General features: G+C 72.8%; 11 protein-coding genes and 2 pseudogenes. 11 read left to right on the plus strand and 2 right to left on the minus strand.

The genetic code is table 11. The annotated features are described in order from the left end of the window. Positions 1–11 precede the first annotated feature (11 nt). From IF29_RS0113935 to IF29_RS47570, 4 genes and pseudogenes are all read left to right on the plus strand, one after another. A complete protein-coding gene (locus tag IF29_RS0113935) occupies positions 12–797 on the plus strand; it encodes a type II secretion system F family protein (protein ID WP_037595141.1) in 786 nt (261 codons plus the stop codon). Between the two features lie 311 nt (positions 798–1,108). After that, on the plus strand, positions 1,109–1,303 hold the full coding sequence (locus IF29_RS0113940) for a DUF4244 domain-containing protein (RefSeq protein ID WP_232242140.1): 195 nt from the start codon (positions 1,109–1,111) through the stop codon (positions 1,301–1,303). Beyond that, positions 1,293–1,682, plus strand: a complete 390-nt coding sequence (locus tag IF29_RS0113945) for a TadE family type IV pilus minor pilin (protein ID WP_030253928.1) — start codon at positions 1,293–1,295, stop codon at positions 1,680–1,682. Before IF29_RS0113940 ends, IF29_RS0113945 begins: the two co-directional genes overlap by 11 nt. Beyond that, positions 1,682–2,011: pseudogene (locus tag IF29_RS47570) on the plus strand (Rv3654c family TadE-like protein); the annotation flags it as partial. The gene IF29_RS0113945 and the pseudogene IF29_RS47570, both read left to right, overlap by 1 nt. Positions 2,012–2,091: 80 nt before the next feature. Here IF29_RS47570 and IF29_RS47575 read toward each other — a convergent pair. Further along, positions 2,092–4,436 (minus strand): annotated as a pseudogene (locus IF29_RS47575) (DEAD/DEAH box helicase); the annotation flags it as partial. A 202-nt stretch (positions 4,437–4,638) separates the two neighbouring features. On the opposite strand from IF29_RS47575, the gene bldG reads away from it, so the two are divergent. The 3 genes from bldG to IF29_RS0113965 all read left to right on the plus strand — a co-directional run bounded on the left by bldG (position 4,639) and on the right by IF29_RS0113965 (position 8,365). Further along, positions 4,639–4,980, plus strand: coding sequence for an anti-sigma factor antagonist BldG (gene bldG / locus IF29_RS0113955; protein ID WP_030253930.1), 342 nt, complete (start codon positions 4,639–4,641; stop codon positions 4,978–4,980). Between the two features lie 163 nt (positions 4,981–5,143). After that, the gene (locus IF29_RS0113960; protein ID WP_030253932.1) at positions 5,144–5,578 is read left to right on the plus strand and encodes an ATP-binding protein; all 435 of its coding nucleotides are present in this window, start codon (positions 5,144–5,146) and stop codon (positions 5,576–5,578) included. Between the two features lie 339 nt (positions 5,579–5,917). Continuing rightward, positions 5,918–8,365 carry a sodium-translocating pyrophosphatase gene (locus tag IF29_RS0113965; protein ID WP_084714156.1) on the plus strand — a complete coding sequence of 816 codons (2,448 nt, stop codon included), beginning with the start codon at positions 5,918–5,920 and terminating at the stop codon, positions 8,363–8,365. 50 nt (positions 8,366–8,415) lie between these two features. Here IF29_RS0113965 and IF29_RS0113970 read toward each other — a convergent pair whose 3' ends face one another. Beyond that, on the minus strand, positions 8,416–9,303 hold the full coding sequence (locus tag IF29_RS0113970) for an alpha/beta fold hydrolase (RefSeq protein ID WP_030253936.1): 888 nt from the start codon (positions 9,301–9,303) through the stop codon (positions 8,416–8,418). A gap of 228 nt (positions 9,304–9,531) precedes the next feature. Here IF29_RS0113970 and IF29_RS0113975 point away from each other — a divergent pair, with 228 nt between their 5' ends. The 4 genes from IF29_RS0113975 to topA all read left to right on the plus strand — a co-directional run bounded on the left by IF29_RS0113975 (position 9,532) and on the right by topA (position 15,879). Further along, the gene (locus IF29_RS0113975; protein WP_157623732.1) at positions 9,532–10,281 is read left to right on the plus strand and encodes a small secreted protein; all 750 of its coding nucleotides are present in this window, start codon (positions 9,532–9,534) and stop codon (positions 10,279–10,281) included. A gap of 25 nt (positions 10,282–10,306) precedes the next feature. Then, positions 10,307–11,932 carry a DUF7059 domain-containing protein gene (locus IF29_RS0113980; RefSeq protein ID WP_030253939.1) on the plus strand — a complete coding sequence of 542 codons (1,626 nt, stop codon included), beginning with the start codon at positions 10,307–10,309 and terminating at the stop codon, positions 11,930–11,932. A gap of 192 nt (positions 11,933–12,124) precedes the next feature. Continuing rightward, positions 12,125–12,544, plus strand: coding sequence for a DUF3592 domain-containing protein (locus tag IF29_RS0113985; RefSeq protein ID WP_157623733.1), 420 nt, complete (start codon positions 12,125–12,127; stop codon positions 12,542–12,544). A 473-nt stretch (positions 12,545–13,017) separates the two neighbouring features. Then, complete coding sequence (topA, locus tag IF29_RS0113990; protein WP_030253943.1) at positions 13,018–15,879, plus strand: type I DNA topoisomerase; 2,862 nt, start codon at positions 13,018–13,020, stop codon at positions 15,877–15,879. Positions 15,880–15,883: the final 4 nt, after the last annotated feature.

Consider the following 15,883-nt stretch of genomic DNA (forward strand, 5'->3'; position numbering starts at 1 on the left):
GGTCAGCAACGGTGGGAGCACAGGGGATCGAGATCGCGGCCGCACTGCTGAGCGGGGGGACGGCGGCCCTGCTGGGGGCTCGGCGGAGCCGGGCCCTCCGGCGGTGCCGGGGCAGGGCGAGTGCGGCCGGGGTGCCGCTGGAACGGCCTGGACGGGCCCGTGCGGGTCCGCGGCGGCGCCCCACACCGGGACAGCTCAGGACGGGCACCGCGCTGCTGCTGGGGGCGGCCCTGGCGCTCTCGGTGGCCGGGCTGACCGGGCTGCTGCTCGGGGTGCTGGCCGGGGCGGCCGGACACCGCTACCTGCCGGAGCCGTCCTCGCCGCAGCAGCGCCTGCGACGGCGTGAACGGGCCGCGCTGTGCGCGCAGGTACCGCTCACCGCCGATCTGCTGGCCGGCTGCCTGGCCTCCTGGTGCGCCCCGGCCGAGGCGGCGGAGGCGGTGGCCGAAGCGGTCGGCGAGCCGATGGCGGGCCGGCTGGCCACGGTCGCCGCGGAGATCCGCACCGGCGCGGACGCGGAGGAGAGCTGGGGGCGCTTCGGCGCGGAGCCCGCGCTGGCGCCGCTGGCCCGCTGCCTGGCCCGGGCGGCCGCCAGCGGCGCACCCCCGGCAGCCGGCCTGGCCAGGCTCGCCGAGGGAAGCCGGGCGGCGGCTGCCACCGCTGCGCAGGGCCGGGTGCGCAGGGCCGGGGTGCTGGCCGCGGCCCCGCTCGGGCTGTGCTTCCTGCCGGCCTTCGTGCTGGTCGGGGTGGTGCCGGTGGTGACCGGCCTGGCCGGCAGCTTCCTGCTGCGGATCTGAGCGGCTGCTGACACGACGTCAAACAGCAGAGACATTCCAACCGACCCATGCAGACCGACCCATGCAGACCAACCGATGCAGACCAACCGATGCAGACCGACCCATGCAGACCGACCCATGCAGACCGACCCATGCAAGGAGAACCACTCATGAGTGACACCGCCGTCCTCGCCGCACCCGGACACCGCTTCGACACGGTGTTCGACGAGACCTTCACCGCGCCCGGGGCGCCGTTCGTGCCCGTCGCCGGGTACTGCCTCCGCCGGGTCCGGGCGCTGCTGCTGCTCGCCGTGGCGGTGGCCCAGGCCTGGCTGCTCTGCGGGGTCCACCGGCTCCGGCAACGGGCGGCCCGGCGGGGCCCCGACGCCGGGATGACCACGGCGGAGTACGCCGTGGGAACCGTCGCGGCCTGCGGCTTCGCCGCGCTGCTCTACAAGGTCGTGACGAGCGGAGCGGTCTCGTCGGCCTTGCAGGGCCTGATCAGGCGAGCCCTCGGTGCGGTCTGAACCGGCGGCGGAGGCCCGGGACGAGGGCTTCGTGACGGCGGAGACCGCGGTGGCCCTGCCGGTCCTGGTGCTGCTCACCGGGGTGCTGGTGTGGGGGGTGCTGGTCGGGGCGGCGCAGCTGCGCTGCGTGGACGCGGCCCGGGAGGGGGCGCGGGCCGCGGCTCGCGGCGATCCGCAGGGGCGGGTGCTGGACGCCGCCCGCAACGCCGGGCCCCGGGGCGCGACGGTCTCGGTCAGCGAGGGCGGGGACACCGTCAGCGTCCGGGTCTCGGCCACCTCCCGGGCGCCGGGCGGGCTCGGCGGGCTGCTGGCGATCGACGTCGCGGCGACGGCCTCGGCGGTGCGCGAGCCGGGGACCACGGGCGGGGGTGACCGGTGATGGCCGCTGGGTTGCTCCGTGCCATCGCCCCTCGGCGCAGGCGTTCTGACGCCGGGTCGGCCTCGATCTGGCTGGTCGCGCTGCTCACCCTCGGTGGCTGTGTCCTGGTTGCCGCGCTGGGGCTCGGCGCGGCCGTCACCGCGCGGCACCGGGCCGGGGCGGCGGCCGATCTGGCGGCGCTGGCGGCGGCCGGGAAGCTGCTCTGGCAGCCGGAGGGCGCCTGCGCCGAGGCGGCCAGGATCGCCGGGGCCCAGCACGCCCGGATGCTGAGCTGCGCGGTGCAGGCCGACGGCGGCGAGGACGCGGTCGAGGTCTCCGTCGAGGTCCCGATGGCGGGGAACCTCTTCCCGGGGCTGCCGCCGGCCCGGGGCCGGGCCCGGGCCGGACCGGTCTACATCGACTCGGCCCCCGGTGCCGTGCTCCCGGCCAGCAGCAGCCGCAGCAGCCGGATCGCTCCGCCCTTGTCCAGCGGTTCGTTGCCGTTGCCGCACTTCGGGGACTGGATGCAGGAGGGGCAGCCGCGCTCGCACTCGCAGGCGGTGATGGCGGCCAGGGTGGCGCCGAGCCACTCCTCGGCCCGCTGGAAACCGCGCTCGGCGAAGCCCGCGCCGCCCGGGTGGCCGTCGTAGACGAAGACCGTGGGCAGCCCGGTGTCGGGGTGCAGCGGCACCGAGACGCCGCCGATGTCCCAGCGGTCGCAGGTGGCGAACAGCGGCAGCAGGCCGATGGAGGCGTGCTCGGCGGCATGGGCCGCCCCGGGCAGCTCCTCCGGCAGCAGTCCCGCGTCCTCCAGTTGACCGTCCGTCACGCACCACCACACGGCCCGGGTGCGCAGGGTGCGCGGCGGCAGGTCGAGCTTGGTCTCGCCGAGCACCTCGCCGGTGATCAGTCGGCGCTTCAGGAAGGAGACCACCTGGTTGGTGACCTCGACCGAGCCGAAGCAGAGCGTGGCCTCGCCCCAGGCCACCTCACGGTCGGTGTCGAGCACCCGGATGGACGTGGTGTCCCTGGCGACGGTGCTGTACGGCGGGTCGGCCTCGTCGACCAGGGCGACCGAGTCCTCCAGGTCCAGCTCGCGGACCCGGTAGGTCCGGCCCTGGTGCAGATGGACCGCCCCGGTGTGCACCGAGGTGTGCGCGGACCCGGCGTCCACGGTGCCGAGCAGGCGTCCGGTGTCGGCCTCCACGATCCGCACCGGGTCCCCGCCGCCGCCCCGGATGTCCACCGCGTCCGCGGCCCGCTCCCGGCGGGTCCAGAAGTAGCCGCCGGGGCGCTGCCGCAGCAGCCCGCGCCGCTCCAGCTGCGGCAGCAGCGGCGCGGTGGAGGGGCCGAAGAGCTCCAGGTCGGAGTCGGTCAGCGGGAGCTCGGCGGCGGCCGCGCACAGGTGCGGGGCGAGCACGTGCGGATTGTCGGGGTCCAGCACGGTCGACTCGACCGGCTGGCGGAAGAGGGAGTCGGGATGGTGCACCAGGTAGGTGTCCAGCGGGTCGTCGCGGGCGATCAGGACGGCCAGCGCGCCCTGGCCGGACCGTCCGGCCCGTCCGGCCTGCTGCCACAGCGAGGCCCTGGTGCCCGGGTAGCCGGCCAGCAGCACGGCGTCGAGCCCGGCCACGTCCACGCCCAGCTCCAGGGCGCTGGTGGCGGCCAGGCCGAGCAGCTGGCCGGAGTGCAGGGCCCGCTCCAGGGCCCGGCGCTCCTCCGGCAGGTAGCCGCCCCGGTAGGCGGCCACCCGGCGGGCGGTGGTGTACCCGGCGGCCTCGGCCAGCCGTTCCTGGGCGATCACCGACACCAGCTCGGCCCCCGGCGCGAGCGGACGAACACCACGCTGCGGACCTGGTCCAGGACCAGGTCGGTGAGCAGGTCGGCGGCCTCGGCGGTGGCCGAGCGGCGGACCGGTGCGCCCTGCTCGCCCTGGAGCTCGGTCAGCGGCGGCTCCCAGAGGGCGAAGACGGTCTCGCCGCGCGGCGAGCCGTCCTCGGTGACCTCGGCCACCGGCAGTCCGGTCAGCCGTCCGGCGGTGCGTCCGGGGTCGGCCGCGGTGGCGGAGGCCAGCAGGAACACCGGTTCGCTGCCGTACCGGGCGCACAGTCGGCGCAGCCTGCGCAGCACCTGGGCGACGTGGGAGCCGAAGACCCCGCGGTAGGTGTGGCACTCGTCGATGACGACATAGCGCAGTGCCCGCAGGAAGGAGGCCCAGCGGGTGTGGGCCGGGAGTATGCCCCGGTGCAGCATGTCCGGGTTGGTCAGCACCAGCGAGGCGTACTGGCGCACCCACTCCCGCTCCTGGAACGGGGTGTCCCCGTCGTAGGCGGCGGCGCGGACCAGGTCGAGACCGCCGGCCCCGGCCTTGCGCAACTCGCCCAGACGGCGCAGCTGGTCGGCGGCCAGTGCCTTGGTCGGGGAGAGGTAGAGGCAGGTGGCCCCGCGCCCGTTGGGCGCCTCGGTGCCGTCCAGCAGGGTGCTGAGGACCGGGGCGAGGTAGCCGAGCGACTTGCCCGAGGCGGTTCCTGTGGCGATTACCACATTTTGTCCGCTGATGGCCAGACTCGCCGCTTCTGCCTGATGTGTCCAGGGGCGGGCGATTCCGATGCCCTCGACGGCAACGGCGATTTCCGGACGAATTTCTTGCGGCCAGTCCGCATAGCGGGCGGGACGGGCGGGCAGGTGCTCCGTATGAGTGAGCCGATCTTGCCGTCCTCGGGCTCCCGTGAGCCTGTCGAGAACGGCCGCGGGCGGGTCCGGAAGCGGCTTCATCGGCAGTCAGTCTGTCATCACACCGGTGGAGATTCGCCTCAAGGCGTCGTGCTGCGCTGGTCGTAAGTGGTTGAATGCCATCGCGGCCGTGCATCGGGGCGTCTGCCCCTCCGTCGGCCAAGAATCGCAACGATGCCATCGCTGCAGTGCGTCTCCCGTCCCGGGGGGCGTGATGCTGTGAGAGCAAGGTGCTGGAGGTTCCGTGGACCTGTCCCTGTCGACCCGTACCGTTGGCGACCGAACGGTCGTCGAGGTGGGGGGCGAGATCGATGTGTACACCGCGCCGAAGCTGCGTGAGCAGCTCGTCGAGCTCGTCAACGAGGGTCACTACCACCTGATCGTGGACATGGAAGGCGTGGACTTCCTGGACTCGACCGGGCTGGGTGTCCTCGTCGGAGGGCTCAAGCGGGTACGCGCCCATGAGGGTTCGCTCCGTCTGGTCTGCAACCAGGAGCGCATCCTCAAGATTTTCCGTATCACCGGGCTCACCAAGGTGTTCCCCATCCACAGTTCCGTGGACGAGGCCGTAGCCGCGACCGACTGATCCACCGGTTCCCGCCGTTGGTGACAGGCCGTGAGCGGTCTGGTTCGTCGCGACTTCCCGGGGTCCCTGACCGGACCCCGGGCCGGCCCGGACAGGACCAGTGTCGACAACACGCCGACACGGCTCTCCGAGGCCGACACGATTCTTCGAGGGGGATACAGCCATGGCCACCGTCGAACTCCGATTCAGTGCCCTGCCGGAGCATGTACGGACCGCGCGGCTGGTTGCCGCCGCCGTAGCCCGCCGGGCCGGAGTGGACGAGTCCGTCCTCGACGAGGTCCGCCTCGCCGTGGGCGAAGCCTGCTCGCGTGCGGTCGGACTGCACCGGCGCAGCGGGATCGACGACGCCGTCCGGGTGAAACTCGTCGAGCAGGAGAAGCGGTTCCTGATCGAGGTGGGCGACGGGGTCCCCGGCGCCACCGGGGCCGAAGCCGGCTCGCACGCCATCGACGGGTCGGCCGGCGAGGACGCGGCCGAGGCCGCGATGGGCCTGGCCGTCATCAGCGGTCTGGTCGACGACCTGGACATCGGCAGCGACGAGAACGGCGGTGTGGTCAGGATGAGCTGGCCGGTCGCCGTCCACCCGGTGCTGCCCTGACGCACCGCCCGAGACGCACCGCCCGATACATACGCACCGCCCGATACGCACCGCGCTGCGACGCGCTGCCCTGACGTCCGGCCCCGCACACCTCCCTGACGCTGCCTCAGGAGTCCCACGAGACAACTCCCGCACCATTCCGCGTTGATTGCTGCGCACACCCTGTTTTGATCAGGCCGCGATTCCTAGAATCGCGGCCTGCCGTGTCTGCAACAAGTCACACCAGGCATCAGGGAAACACCGTCGGAGAGACACGGCCCCACCTCGCCCGCGCGCCGAGTGGACCCAACCGTCTCCACAGCCCTGCCCGGCGCACGAGCCAGACGTCAAGGAGGACGAATGGCCGGGCTCATCTTCTCCGGTGCTCCATCGAGCGCACTATCCGCCGCCCCTGCGCCGGTCTCGGCCGTGCTCACCGGCGGCGGCCGCACCATCGTGATCGTCGTCGCCGTCATCGCCCTGGCCGCCCTCGGGGTGGCCTGGCTGCTGGTCCGTCAGGTCCTCGCCGCCGACCAGGGCACCGAGTCCATGAAGCGCATCGCCGCTGCCGTGCAGGAGGGCGCCAACGCCTACCTGGCACGGCAGTTCCGCACCCTGGGGGTGTTCGCCGCAGCGGTGGTCTTCCTGCTGCTCCTGCTGCCCGCCGACAACTGGTCGCAGCGGATCGGACGCTCCATCTTCTTCCTGGTCGGAGCCGGGTTCTCGGCCCTGACCGGCTACATCGGCATGCGGCTCGCGGTACGCAGCAACGTCCGGGTCGCCGCCGCCGCCCGCGCCGCCACCCCTGATCCCGACAGTCCCGCCGGCGCCGGGCAGGAGCCCGACATCCGGGCCGTCTCACACCAGGGCATGCGGATCGCCTTCCGCACCGGCGGCGTGGTCGGCATGATCACCGTGGGGCTCGGCCTGTTCGGGGCCGCCCTGGTGGTCCTGATCTACAAGGACAACGCCGCCAAGGTGCTGGAGGGCTTCGGCTTCGGCGCCGCCCTGCTGGCGATGTTCATGCGTGTCGGCGGCGGCATCTTCACCAAGGCCGCCGACGTCGGCGCCGACCTGGTCGGCAAGGTCGAGCAGGGCATCCCCGAGGACGACCCCCGCAACGCCGCCACCATCGCCGACAACGTGGGCGACAACGTCGGCGACTGCGCCGGCATGGCCGCGGACCTCTTCGAGTCCTACGCGGTCACCCTGGTCGCCGCGCTGATCCTGGGGAAGGCCGCCTTCGGCGACGACGGTCTCACCTTCCCGCTGGTCGTCCCGGCCATCGGGGTGATCACCGCGGTCCTGGGCATCTTCGCGGTCTCCCCGCGCAGCCGGGACCGCAGCGGGATGACCGCGATCAACCGGGGCTTCTTCATCTCCGCGGCGTTCTCCCTGGTCCTGGTGGTGGCGGCGGTCTTCGCCTTCCTGCCGGGCCGCTTCAGCGACCTCAAGGGCGTCCCCGAGGCGATCAGCCAGCACAGCGGCAACCCGCGGGTCTTCGCGCTCGCCGCTGTCGCCATCGGCATCGTCCTGGCCGCGGTGATCCAGCAGCTCACCGGCTACTTCACCGAGACCAACCGGCGGCCGGTCACCGATGTCGGCAAGAGCTCGCTCACCGGCCCCGCCACCGTCGTCCTGGCCGGTGTCTCGCTCGGCCTGGAGTCCGCCGTCTACTCCGCCGTCGTCATCGGCGCGGCCGTGTACGGGGCCTACCTGCTCGGCGGCGGCTCGCTGATCCTGGCGCTGTTCGCGGTCGCCCTGGCCGGAACCGGACTGCTGACCACCGTCGGCGTGATCGTCGCCATGGACACCTTCGGCCCGGTCTCGGACAACGCCCAGGGCATCGCCGAGATGTCGGGCGACGTGACCGGCGCGGGCGCCCAGGTGCTGACCGAGCTGGACGCGGTCGGCAACACCACCAAGGCCATCACCAAGGGCATCGCCATCGCCACCGCGGTCCTGGCGGCCACGGCCCTGTTCGGGTCCTACACCGACGCGATATCCACCGCCGAGGCGCAGGTGGGGCCGGCGGCCCACGGCCTGAGCCTCAGCCTGGACATCTCCCAGCCCAACAACCTGGTCGGGCTGCTGCTCGGGGCGGCTGTGGTGTTCCTCTTCTCCGGTCTGGCCATCAACGCGGTCTCGCGTTCGGCCGGTTCGGTGGTGTTTGAGGTGCGGGAGCAGTTCCGCACCAAGCCCGGGATCATGGAGGGAACCGAACTCCCGGACTACGGGCGGGTGGTGGACATCTGCACCCGGGACGCCCTGCGCGAGCTGGCCACCCCCGGCCTGCTGGCGGTGCTGGCCCCGATCGCGGTGGGCTTCCTGCTCGGCGTCGGCTCGCTCGGCTCCTACCTGGCCGGGGCGATCGGCGCGGGCACGCTGATGGCGATCTTCCTGGCCAACTCCGGCGGTGCCTGGGACAACGCCAAGAAGCTGGTGGAGGAGGGCAACCACGGCGGCAAGGGCAGCTCCGCCCACGAGGCCACCATCATCGGTGACACGGTGGGCGACCCGTTCAAGGACACCGCGGGCCCGGCCATCAACCCGCTGCTCAAGGTGATGAACCTGGTCTCGCTGCTGGTCGCCCCGGCCATCGTGAAGTTCAGCTTCGGCAAGGACGCCAATGTGGGCCTGCGGGTCGGCATCGGGGTGCTCTGCATCGTGGTGATCGTCACCGCGGTGTGGATCTCCAAGCGGCGCGGCATCGCCGTCGGCGCGGAGCCGACGGAGGCCGTCGCCACCGTGGTCAAGCAGGGGGACGGCGACGGGGAGAGCACGCACACCCCCTCCGCCGTCGCCTGACGGTCCCTCGGTCGCTCGGTCGAGGACGCGGGTCCGGACGCCGTCGCCGCCTACGCCAGGGCCTTGGCCCGCCCGGCGTTCGCGGCGATGGCGTCGACCACCTCCGGCCAGAGCGGCTCCGGCAGGTTGTGCCCCATTCCGGGCACCAGCAGCAGTTCCGCGCCGGGCACGGCCTTGGCCGTGGCCTCGCCGCCGCTGCGGTCGACCAGCGGGTCGTCCGCGCCGTGGATGACCAGCGTCGGCAGGTCCAGTTCGCGCAGTCCCGGTGTGCGGTCCGGCGAGGCCACTATCGCCGCGAACTGCCGTCCGAAGCCGTCCGAGCGGCTCTGCCGCTCCAGCGCGGCGGCGATCCGCTCGCGCAGTTCCTCGGGGTCCTCCGGGTAGCCGGGCGAGCCGATCACCTGTGACGCCGACACCCCCACGGCTATCGCCTCCTCCCGGTTCTCCGGCCGGGCCCGCATCAGCACGGCGCCGGCCTCGGGGGTGGACCCTCCGCTGACCCGGTCGCCGGGGAGCGACATGATCGAGCAGAGGCTGAGCACCCGCTCCGGACGGTCGATCGCCAGCTGCTGCACGATCATGCCGCCCATCGAGGCGCCGACGATGTGGGCCCGGTCCACCCCCAGCGCGTCCAGCAGCGACACCGCGTCCAGGGCCATGTCGCCGAGCAGGTAGGGCGCGCTGGAGGGGTCGCCGTGCAGGATCGCCCCCAGGTCGGGCTGGCGACCCGCGTCCATGAAGGTGGACAGCCCGGCGTCCCTGTTGTCGAAGCGGACCACCCGGAAGCCGCGTGCGGCGATGGCCGCGCACAGCCCCTCCGGCCAGGCCGTCATCTGCGCGCCCAGGCCCATGACCAGCAGCAGGACCGGGTCGTCGGGGGAGCCGAAGCAGTCGTACTCGAGCTCGACGCCCTGGGTGTTGGCAGCGGTACGGGGCATGGGTCCGACCTCCGAAGGGTTGGCATATGGATATGGCAGACCGACTGGTCGGTACGGTAGTCGGGCCCACGGCGGGAGGACAGGGGGACGACGCCGGGAGCCTTCCCGTTTCCCCCGCCCGCGACTCCCAACTCCCCACCGAACCTCCACAAATCACCTCCTCCCGGCAGTCCGCACCCGCCCGCCGTGTAGGTTCCCAAGGACCCGTGTGATGGAGAGGACCCCGTGGTGACGAAGAAGTGGCTGAGGCTCGCGGCCCCCGCCGCCCTGCTCGCGTTGGGCGCCACCGCCTGCAGCAGCGGCAACGGGGCCAAGCTGGACGCCTGGGCGAAGACGGTCTGCGGCGGGCTGCAGGCCCCGGTGCAGCAGTCCAACACCGCGCTCGCCGACACCGGGGCGGTCAAGAGCGGGGAGACGCCCAAGGCCCTGCAGGCCCGGCTGGCCTCCGACTTCGGCTCGCTCGCCACCGCCAACACCGGGATCGCCCAGGCCGTGCAGCAGGCCGGCGCGCCCGCGACGGACAACGGCGCCCAGACGCAGGCGGACGCGGTCACCGAGCTGAACCAGGCGGCCGGCGGCTACACCAAGGTGCAGCAGACCGTGCAGTCCCTGCCGTCCGGTGACCAGGCCAAGTTCGCGGCCGGGCTGAAGGGGGTGAGCGACCAGGTGCAGCAGCTCGCCGAGCTGTCCACGGCGGCGCTGCAGAAGCTGCAGACCGGTGATCTGGGGACCGCGCTCGCCAAGCAGCCGGGCTGCAAGAGCGTGAGCGCGACAGCGGGGGCGACGTCGGCGACGTCCGCGGGCGCGGGCACGGCGACAGGCGGAGCGTCGTCCACGGCCTCGGCGAGCCCCAGCGGCAGCGCCGCGGCCGGAGCGTCGGCCGGCGCCAAGGCATCCTCCTCTGCCTCCGCCTCGAAGTCCGCCTCTGCCTCCGCCTCGTCCTCCGCCGAACCGTCGGCCTCAGCGTCGGCCCACTGACCCCGCAGCGGGGGACAATGGCCCCGTGACGACCAGCAACAGTGCCAGCACGAGCACCAGCACCGCCGCCCCGCGCCCGGCGTACGACCCCGAGCTCGCGGGTCGGCTCCGCGCGGCGTTCCTCGCCGCGGACTTCACCGCCGACGGCTGCCTGGACCTGCTCGGCGCGGCCGCGTACTCCGCGCTCGCCCGCAGCGAGACCGTGCCCGCGCTCCGGGCCACCGGCGGCGGCAGCCCCCGGGAGACCCTGCTGCGGCTGTTCCTGCTGCAGCGCCCGGTGCCGTACGCGGCCGCGGCGGCGGCACTGCCGGTCGAGGACTGCCTCGCCGGGGGCTGGCTGGTACGCAGCGGCGAGGAGGTCGGCGCCACGGTGGACGTGCGCCCGTACGCCGCCGAGATCGCGGGGCGGACCGACGCCGGCGGCGCGGACGCCTGGATCGTCTCGGACCTGGGCTGCGCCGTCGGCGGGGCCGGCGGTATCGGGGCCGGCGCCGAGCAGGGCGACGTGCCCCGCTCGGAGCTGGTGCTGGGGGTGGGCGGCGCGTCCACCACGCTGGCCAACATCACCGTGCGCCGCCCCGTGCGCCGGGTGCTGGACCTGGGCACCGGCTCCGGCGTGCAGGCCCTGCACGCCGCCCGCCACAGCGCCGAGGTGGTCGCCACCGACGTCAACCCGCGTGCGCTGCACTTCACCGCGCTGACCATGGCGCTGTCCGGGCTGACCCAGGTGGAGACCCGCCGGGGCAGCCTGTTCGAGCCGGTGGGGGACGGCGAGACCTTCGACCTGATCGTCTCCAACCCGCCGTTCGTGATCTCCCCGTCCGGTCGTTTCACCTACCGCGACGGCGGCATGGCCGGCGACGAGCTGTGCCGCAGCCTGGTCGCCGGGGCCGGGCGGTACCTGGAACCGGGCGGCTACTGCCAGCTGCTCGCCAACTGGCAGCACGTGCGCGGCGAGGACTGGCGCGAGCGGGTGTCCGGCTGGATCGCCGGCACCGGCTGCGACGCCTGGGTGGTGCAGCGCGAGGTCCAGGACGTCACCCAGTACGCCGAGCTGTGGCTGCGCGACGGCGGCGACCACCGCGAGTCGCGGGAGAGCTACGACCGGCGCTACGGGGAGTGGCTGGACGCCTTCGAGGCGGCCAAGGTCGAGGGCGTCGGCTTCGGCTGGATCACCCTGCGCAAGCCGGTCGCGGCCGGGGACGCCGGGCCCGGCCGCACCCCGGTGCTGCACCTGGAGGAGTGGCCGCACACCGTGGAGCAGCCGCTCGGCCCGCACATCGAGGGCTGGTTCGCCCGCCAGGACTTCCTGCGCGGCCACGACGACGCCGCCCTGCTGGCGACCCGCTACCGGCTCACCGAGGAGGTGGTCCAGGAGCAGGTCGGCACCCCGGGCGCGGAGCACCCCGAGCATGTGATCCTGCGTCAGAACCGGGGGATGCGCCGGGCCACCAAGGTCGACACGGTCGGGGCCGGCTTCGTCGGCGTGTGCGACGGCGAGCTGACGGCCGGGGAGATCCTGGACGCCATCGCCGCCCTGATCGAGGAGGACCCGGTGCTGCTGCGGGACCGCACCCCGGAGCAGATCCGGATGCTGGTCGAACAGGGCTTCCTGGAGCCGCTCACCGCCGAGCCGGATCCGCGGGGCTGACCCGCCACCCCGTTCTCCGAGCGACCGTTCTCGGAGCCACCATTCTCCGAGCCCACCGTTCTCCGAGCCTCCGTTCACCCTCACGCCGCCCGGCGTACGCCGGTAGGGCGCCGGGCGTTGCTGGACCGCTGCCAGTGTGACGTTCGTATGAATTGACCACTGAGCTTGGAACGGGCGGGGCGGGGAAGCAGCGTGGGTACTCCATTGAGCGTGTTCACCGGGGTGTGGTTCGCCCTGTTCGGCGCCGGGGTCCTGGTCTGGTGCGCCGGCGAGGTCCGGATCCGCCGCCGGCTGCGGCGCAGCGGTGTCTCCGGGATGGCCAGGGTGCTGCCCGATCCGGACGGGCTCACGGACCATGCCGACACCGCCCCGGTGCTCGGCTACCTGGTCGACGGCCACGGCGAGGTGGTGGCGCGCCCGCGCGGCTGGACCACCATCCGCCGGACCAGCGGGCTGACCGTCGACTCCCTGGTCCCGGTCTTCTACGACCCGGCCGCCCCGGAGCAGGTGGCGGTGGAGGGCGGCGGGCAGTCCCGCAGCGACGTCTTCTGGCTGCTGCTGGGACTGGCGTTCGCCGGCTCCGGGGTGGCGCTGTTCGTCGGCGCGTTCTAGCACCGCGCCCGGGCTGCTCCGGGCTGCGCCGGTCTGCCCTGGGGGCGGAGTACCAGACCGATCGGTTCGCGTGCAGCCGGATGGCCGCAGAACACGCCGAAGGTGGACCCCTGTCCGACACGCCGAGGTGACGCAGTCCTATCATCCGGCTTGTCCGGTCTGTCCGTCGACGGTCACCTGCGGGTGGTTCGCCGACAGCGCCGCCGGGCCGCCGGAACGGCTCCGACCAGGCGTTCTGAACCGCCGGTGAGCTGCCGCAGGCCGCTTTCGGCCAGCCTTTGGCGGTGATCTGCACGGCAGGAACCCTTGCCGTCGGGTTACCGTTCGAGGGGCGTCGGTCGGACGGCGCAGGCAACAAATCGGGATTCGTCCGTTTGACAAGGGGGACCTGAGTGCGGTCACACTCCGCTCTCAGGGCTTCATCGACGCGAGCGGCCCCACCATCCCCACTCGACCGGGAGAGAAGAGCGAAGGTGTCCCCGACCAGCGAGACCGCACGCGAAGGTCAGCGACTCGTGATCGTCGAGTCGCCGGCCAAGGCGAAGACGATCAAGGGCTATCTCGGCCCCGGATATGTGGTCGAGGCGAGCGTCGGGCATATCCGCGACCTCCCCGGCACGGCCGCCGAGGTGCCGGACGGCTACACCGGCGAGGTGCGCCGGCTCGGCATCGACGTCGAACACGACTTCGAGCCCATCTATGTCGTCAACGCCGACAAGAAGTCCCAGGTCGCCAAGCTCAAGTCGCTGCTGAAGGACGCCGACGAACTCTTCCTCGCCACCGATGAGGACCGCGAGGGGGAGGCCATCGCCTGGCACCTCCAGGAGGTGCTGCGCCCCAAGGTGCCGGTGCACCGCATGGTGTTCCACGAGATCACCAAGGACGCCATCCAGGCCGCCGTCAACAACCCCCGCGAGCTGAACCAGCGCCTGGTCGACGCCCAGGAGACGCGCCGCATCCTGGACCGCCTCTACGGCTACGAGGTCTCCCCGGTGCTCTGGAAGAAGGTCATGCCGAAGCTCTCGGCGGGCCGGGTCCAGTCCGTGGCGACCCGCCTGGTGGTCGAGCGCGAGCGGGAGCGGATCGCCTTCCGCTCGGCCTCCTACTGGGACCTGACTGCGGTGTTCGAGTCGGGTAAGGGCACCCAGGGCGGCGACCCCGGCACCTTCGGTGCCCGGCTCTCCGCCGTGGACGGCCGCCGGGTCGCCTCCGGCCGCGACTTCGACTCGCTGGGGCAGCTGAAGGCCGCCTCCGCCCAGGCCCAGGTGCTGCACCTGGACGAGGAGAACGCCCGCGCGCTGGCCGCAGCCCTGACGGACACCGCCTTCCGGGTCCGCAGCGTCGAGGCCAAGCCCTACCGCCGCTCCCCGTACGCGCCGTTCCGCACCACGACCATGCAGCAGGAGGCCGGGCGCAAGCTGGGCTTCGGTGCCAAGCGGGCCATGGACGTGGCGCAGAAGCTGTACGAGAACGGCTTCATCACCTATATGCGTACCGACTCGACCACGCTGTCGGAGACGGCGATCGGCGCCGCCCGGGCCCAGGTCGAGCAGCTCTACGGCCGCGAGTACCTGCCGGACGTGCCCCGGGTCTACAGCGCCAAGGTCAAGAACGCCCAGGAGGCGCACGAGGCGATCCGCCCCTCCGGCGACCGCTTCCGCACCCCGGCCGAGACCGGGCTGCGCGGCGACGAGTTCCGGCTCTACGAGCTGATCTGGATGCGCACCGTCGCCTCGCAGATGAAGGACGCGGTCGGCCAGTCCGTCACCGTCAAGGTCGCCGGTACCTCGTCCGACGGCCGGGACGCGGAGTTCTCCGCCACCGGCAAGATCATCACCTTCCACGGCTTCCTCAAGGCCTACGTCGAGGGCCGCGACGACCCGGACGCCGAGCTGGACGACCGCGAGCGCCGGCTGCCGCCGGTCGCCGAGGGCGACGCCCTCAGCGCCGAGGAGATCGACCTCGACGGCCACGCCACCAAGCCCCCGGCCCGCTTCACCGAGGCCTCGCTGATCAAGGAGCTGGAGGACCGCGAGATCGGCCGTCCCTCCACCTACGCCGCGATCATCGACACCATCGTGGCCCGCCGCTACGTCTTCAAGAAGGGGACGGCGCTGGTGCCGTCGTTCCTGGCGCTGGCCGTGGTCCGGCTGCTGGAGGAGCACTTCGGCCGGCTGGTCGACTACGACTTCACCGCGAAGATGGAGAACGACCTCGACGGCATCGCCCGCGGCGAGGGCGAGTCGGTGCCCTGGCTGCGCCGCTTCTACTACGGCGAGGCCGCCGAGGGCGCCGCGGCCTCCTCCGCCGCCGACGCCGGCAACGGCGACGGCGACCACCTCGGCGGGCTCAAGGAACTGGTCACCGACCTGGGCGCGATCGACGCCAGGGAGATCAGCTCCTTCCCGATCGAGGACAGCGGCATCATGCTCCGCGTCGGCCGCTACGGCCCGTACGTGGAGCGCGGCGAGCAGCGTGCCGACGTCCCGGACGAGTTGGCCCCCGACGAGCTCACCGTCGAACTGGCCGAGGAACTGCTGGCCAAGCCCAGCGGCGTGCGCGAGCTGGGCCAGGATCCGGTCAGCGGCAACGAGATCGTGGCGAAGGACGGCCGCTACGGCCCGTACTTCACCGAGGTGCTGCCCGAGGGCACGCCGAAGACCGGCAAGAACGCGGTCAAGCCGCGGACCCAGTCGCTGCTGTCCACGATGAACCTGGACACCGTCACCCTGGAGGACGCGCTCAAGGTCTTCGGCCTGCCCCGGGTGGTCGGCACGGACGCCGAGGGCGTGGAGATCACCGCGCAGAACGGCCGCTACGGCCCGTACCTCAAGAAGGGCACCGACTCGCGCTCCCTGGAGAACGAGGAGCAGATGTTCACGGTGACCCTGGACGAGGCGCTGGCGATCTACGCCCAGCCCAAGGCGCGCGGACGCGCCGCCGCCAAGCCGCCGCTGAAGGAACTGGGCGTGGACCCGGTCAGCGAGCGTCCGGTGGTGGTCAAGGACGGCCGCTTCGGCGCCTACGTCACCGACGGGGAGACCAACGCGACGCTGCGCCGCGACGACAGCGTCGAGGAGATCACCCCGGAGCGCGGCTACGAGCTGCTGGCCGAGAAGCGCGCCAAGGGCCCGGTGAAGAAGACCGCCAAGAAGGCTCCCGCGAAGAAGGCCCCGGCGAAGAAGACGGCGGCCAAGAAGACCACCACGGTCAAGAAGACCGCCGCGAAGAAGACGGCGGCCAAGACGGCCGCCAAGACCACCACGGCGACTGCCGCCAAGAAGGCTCCGGCGAAGAAGGCCGTCGCCGAGAAGGCCTCCGCTTCGGCGGAGTAGCGGA

The organism is Streptacidiphilus jeojiense (assembly GCF_000719095.1).
In the GTDB taxonomy this organism is placed as follows: Bacteria; Actinomycetota; Actinomycetes; order Streptomycetales; family Streptomycetaceae; genus Streptacidiphilus; species Streptacidiphilus jeojiensis.

Excerpts from the sequence above, each read along its gene's own strand:
- IF29_RS0113960 (WP_030253932.1), top strand. The coding sequence starts at position 5,144 with ATGGCCACCGTCGAACTCCGATTCAGTGCCCTGCCGGAGCATGTACGG.
- IF29_RS0113965 (WP_084714156.1), top strand. The coding sequence starts at position 5,918 with ATGGCCGGGCTCATCTTCTCCGGTGCTCCATCGAGCGCACTATCCGCC.
- IF29_RS0113970 (WP_030253936.1), bottom strand. The coding sequence starts at position 9,303 with ATGCCCCGTACCGCTGCCAACACCCAGGGCGTCGAGCTCGAGTACGAC.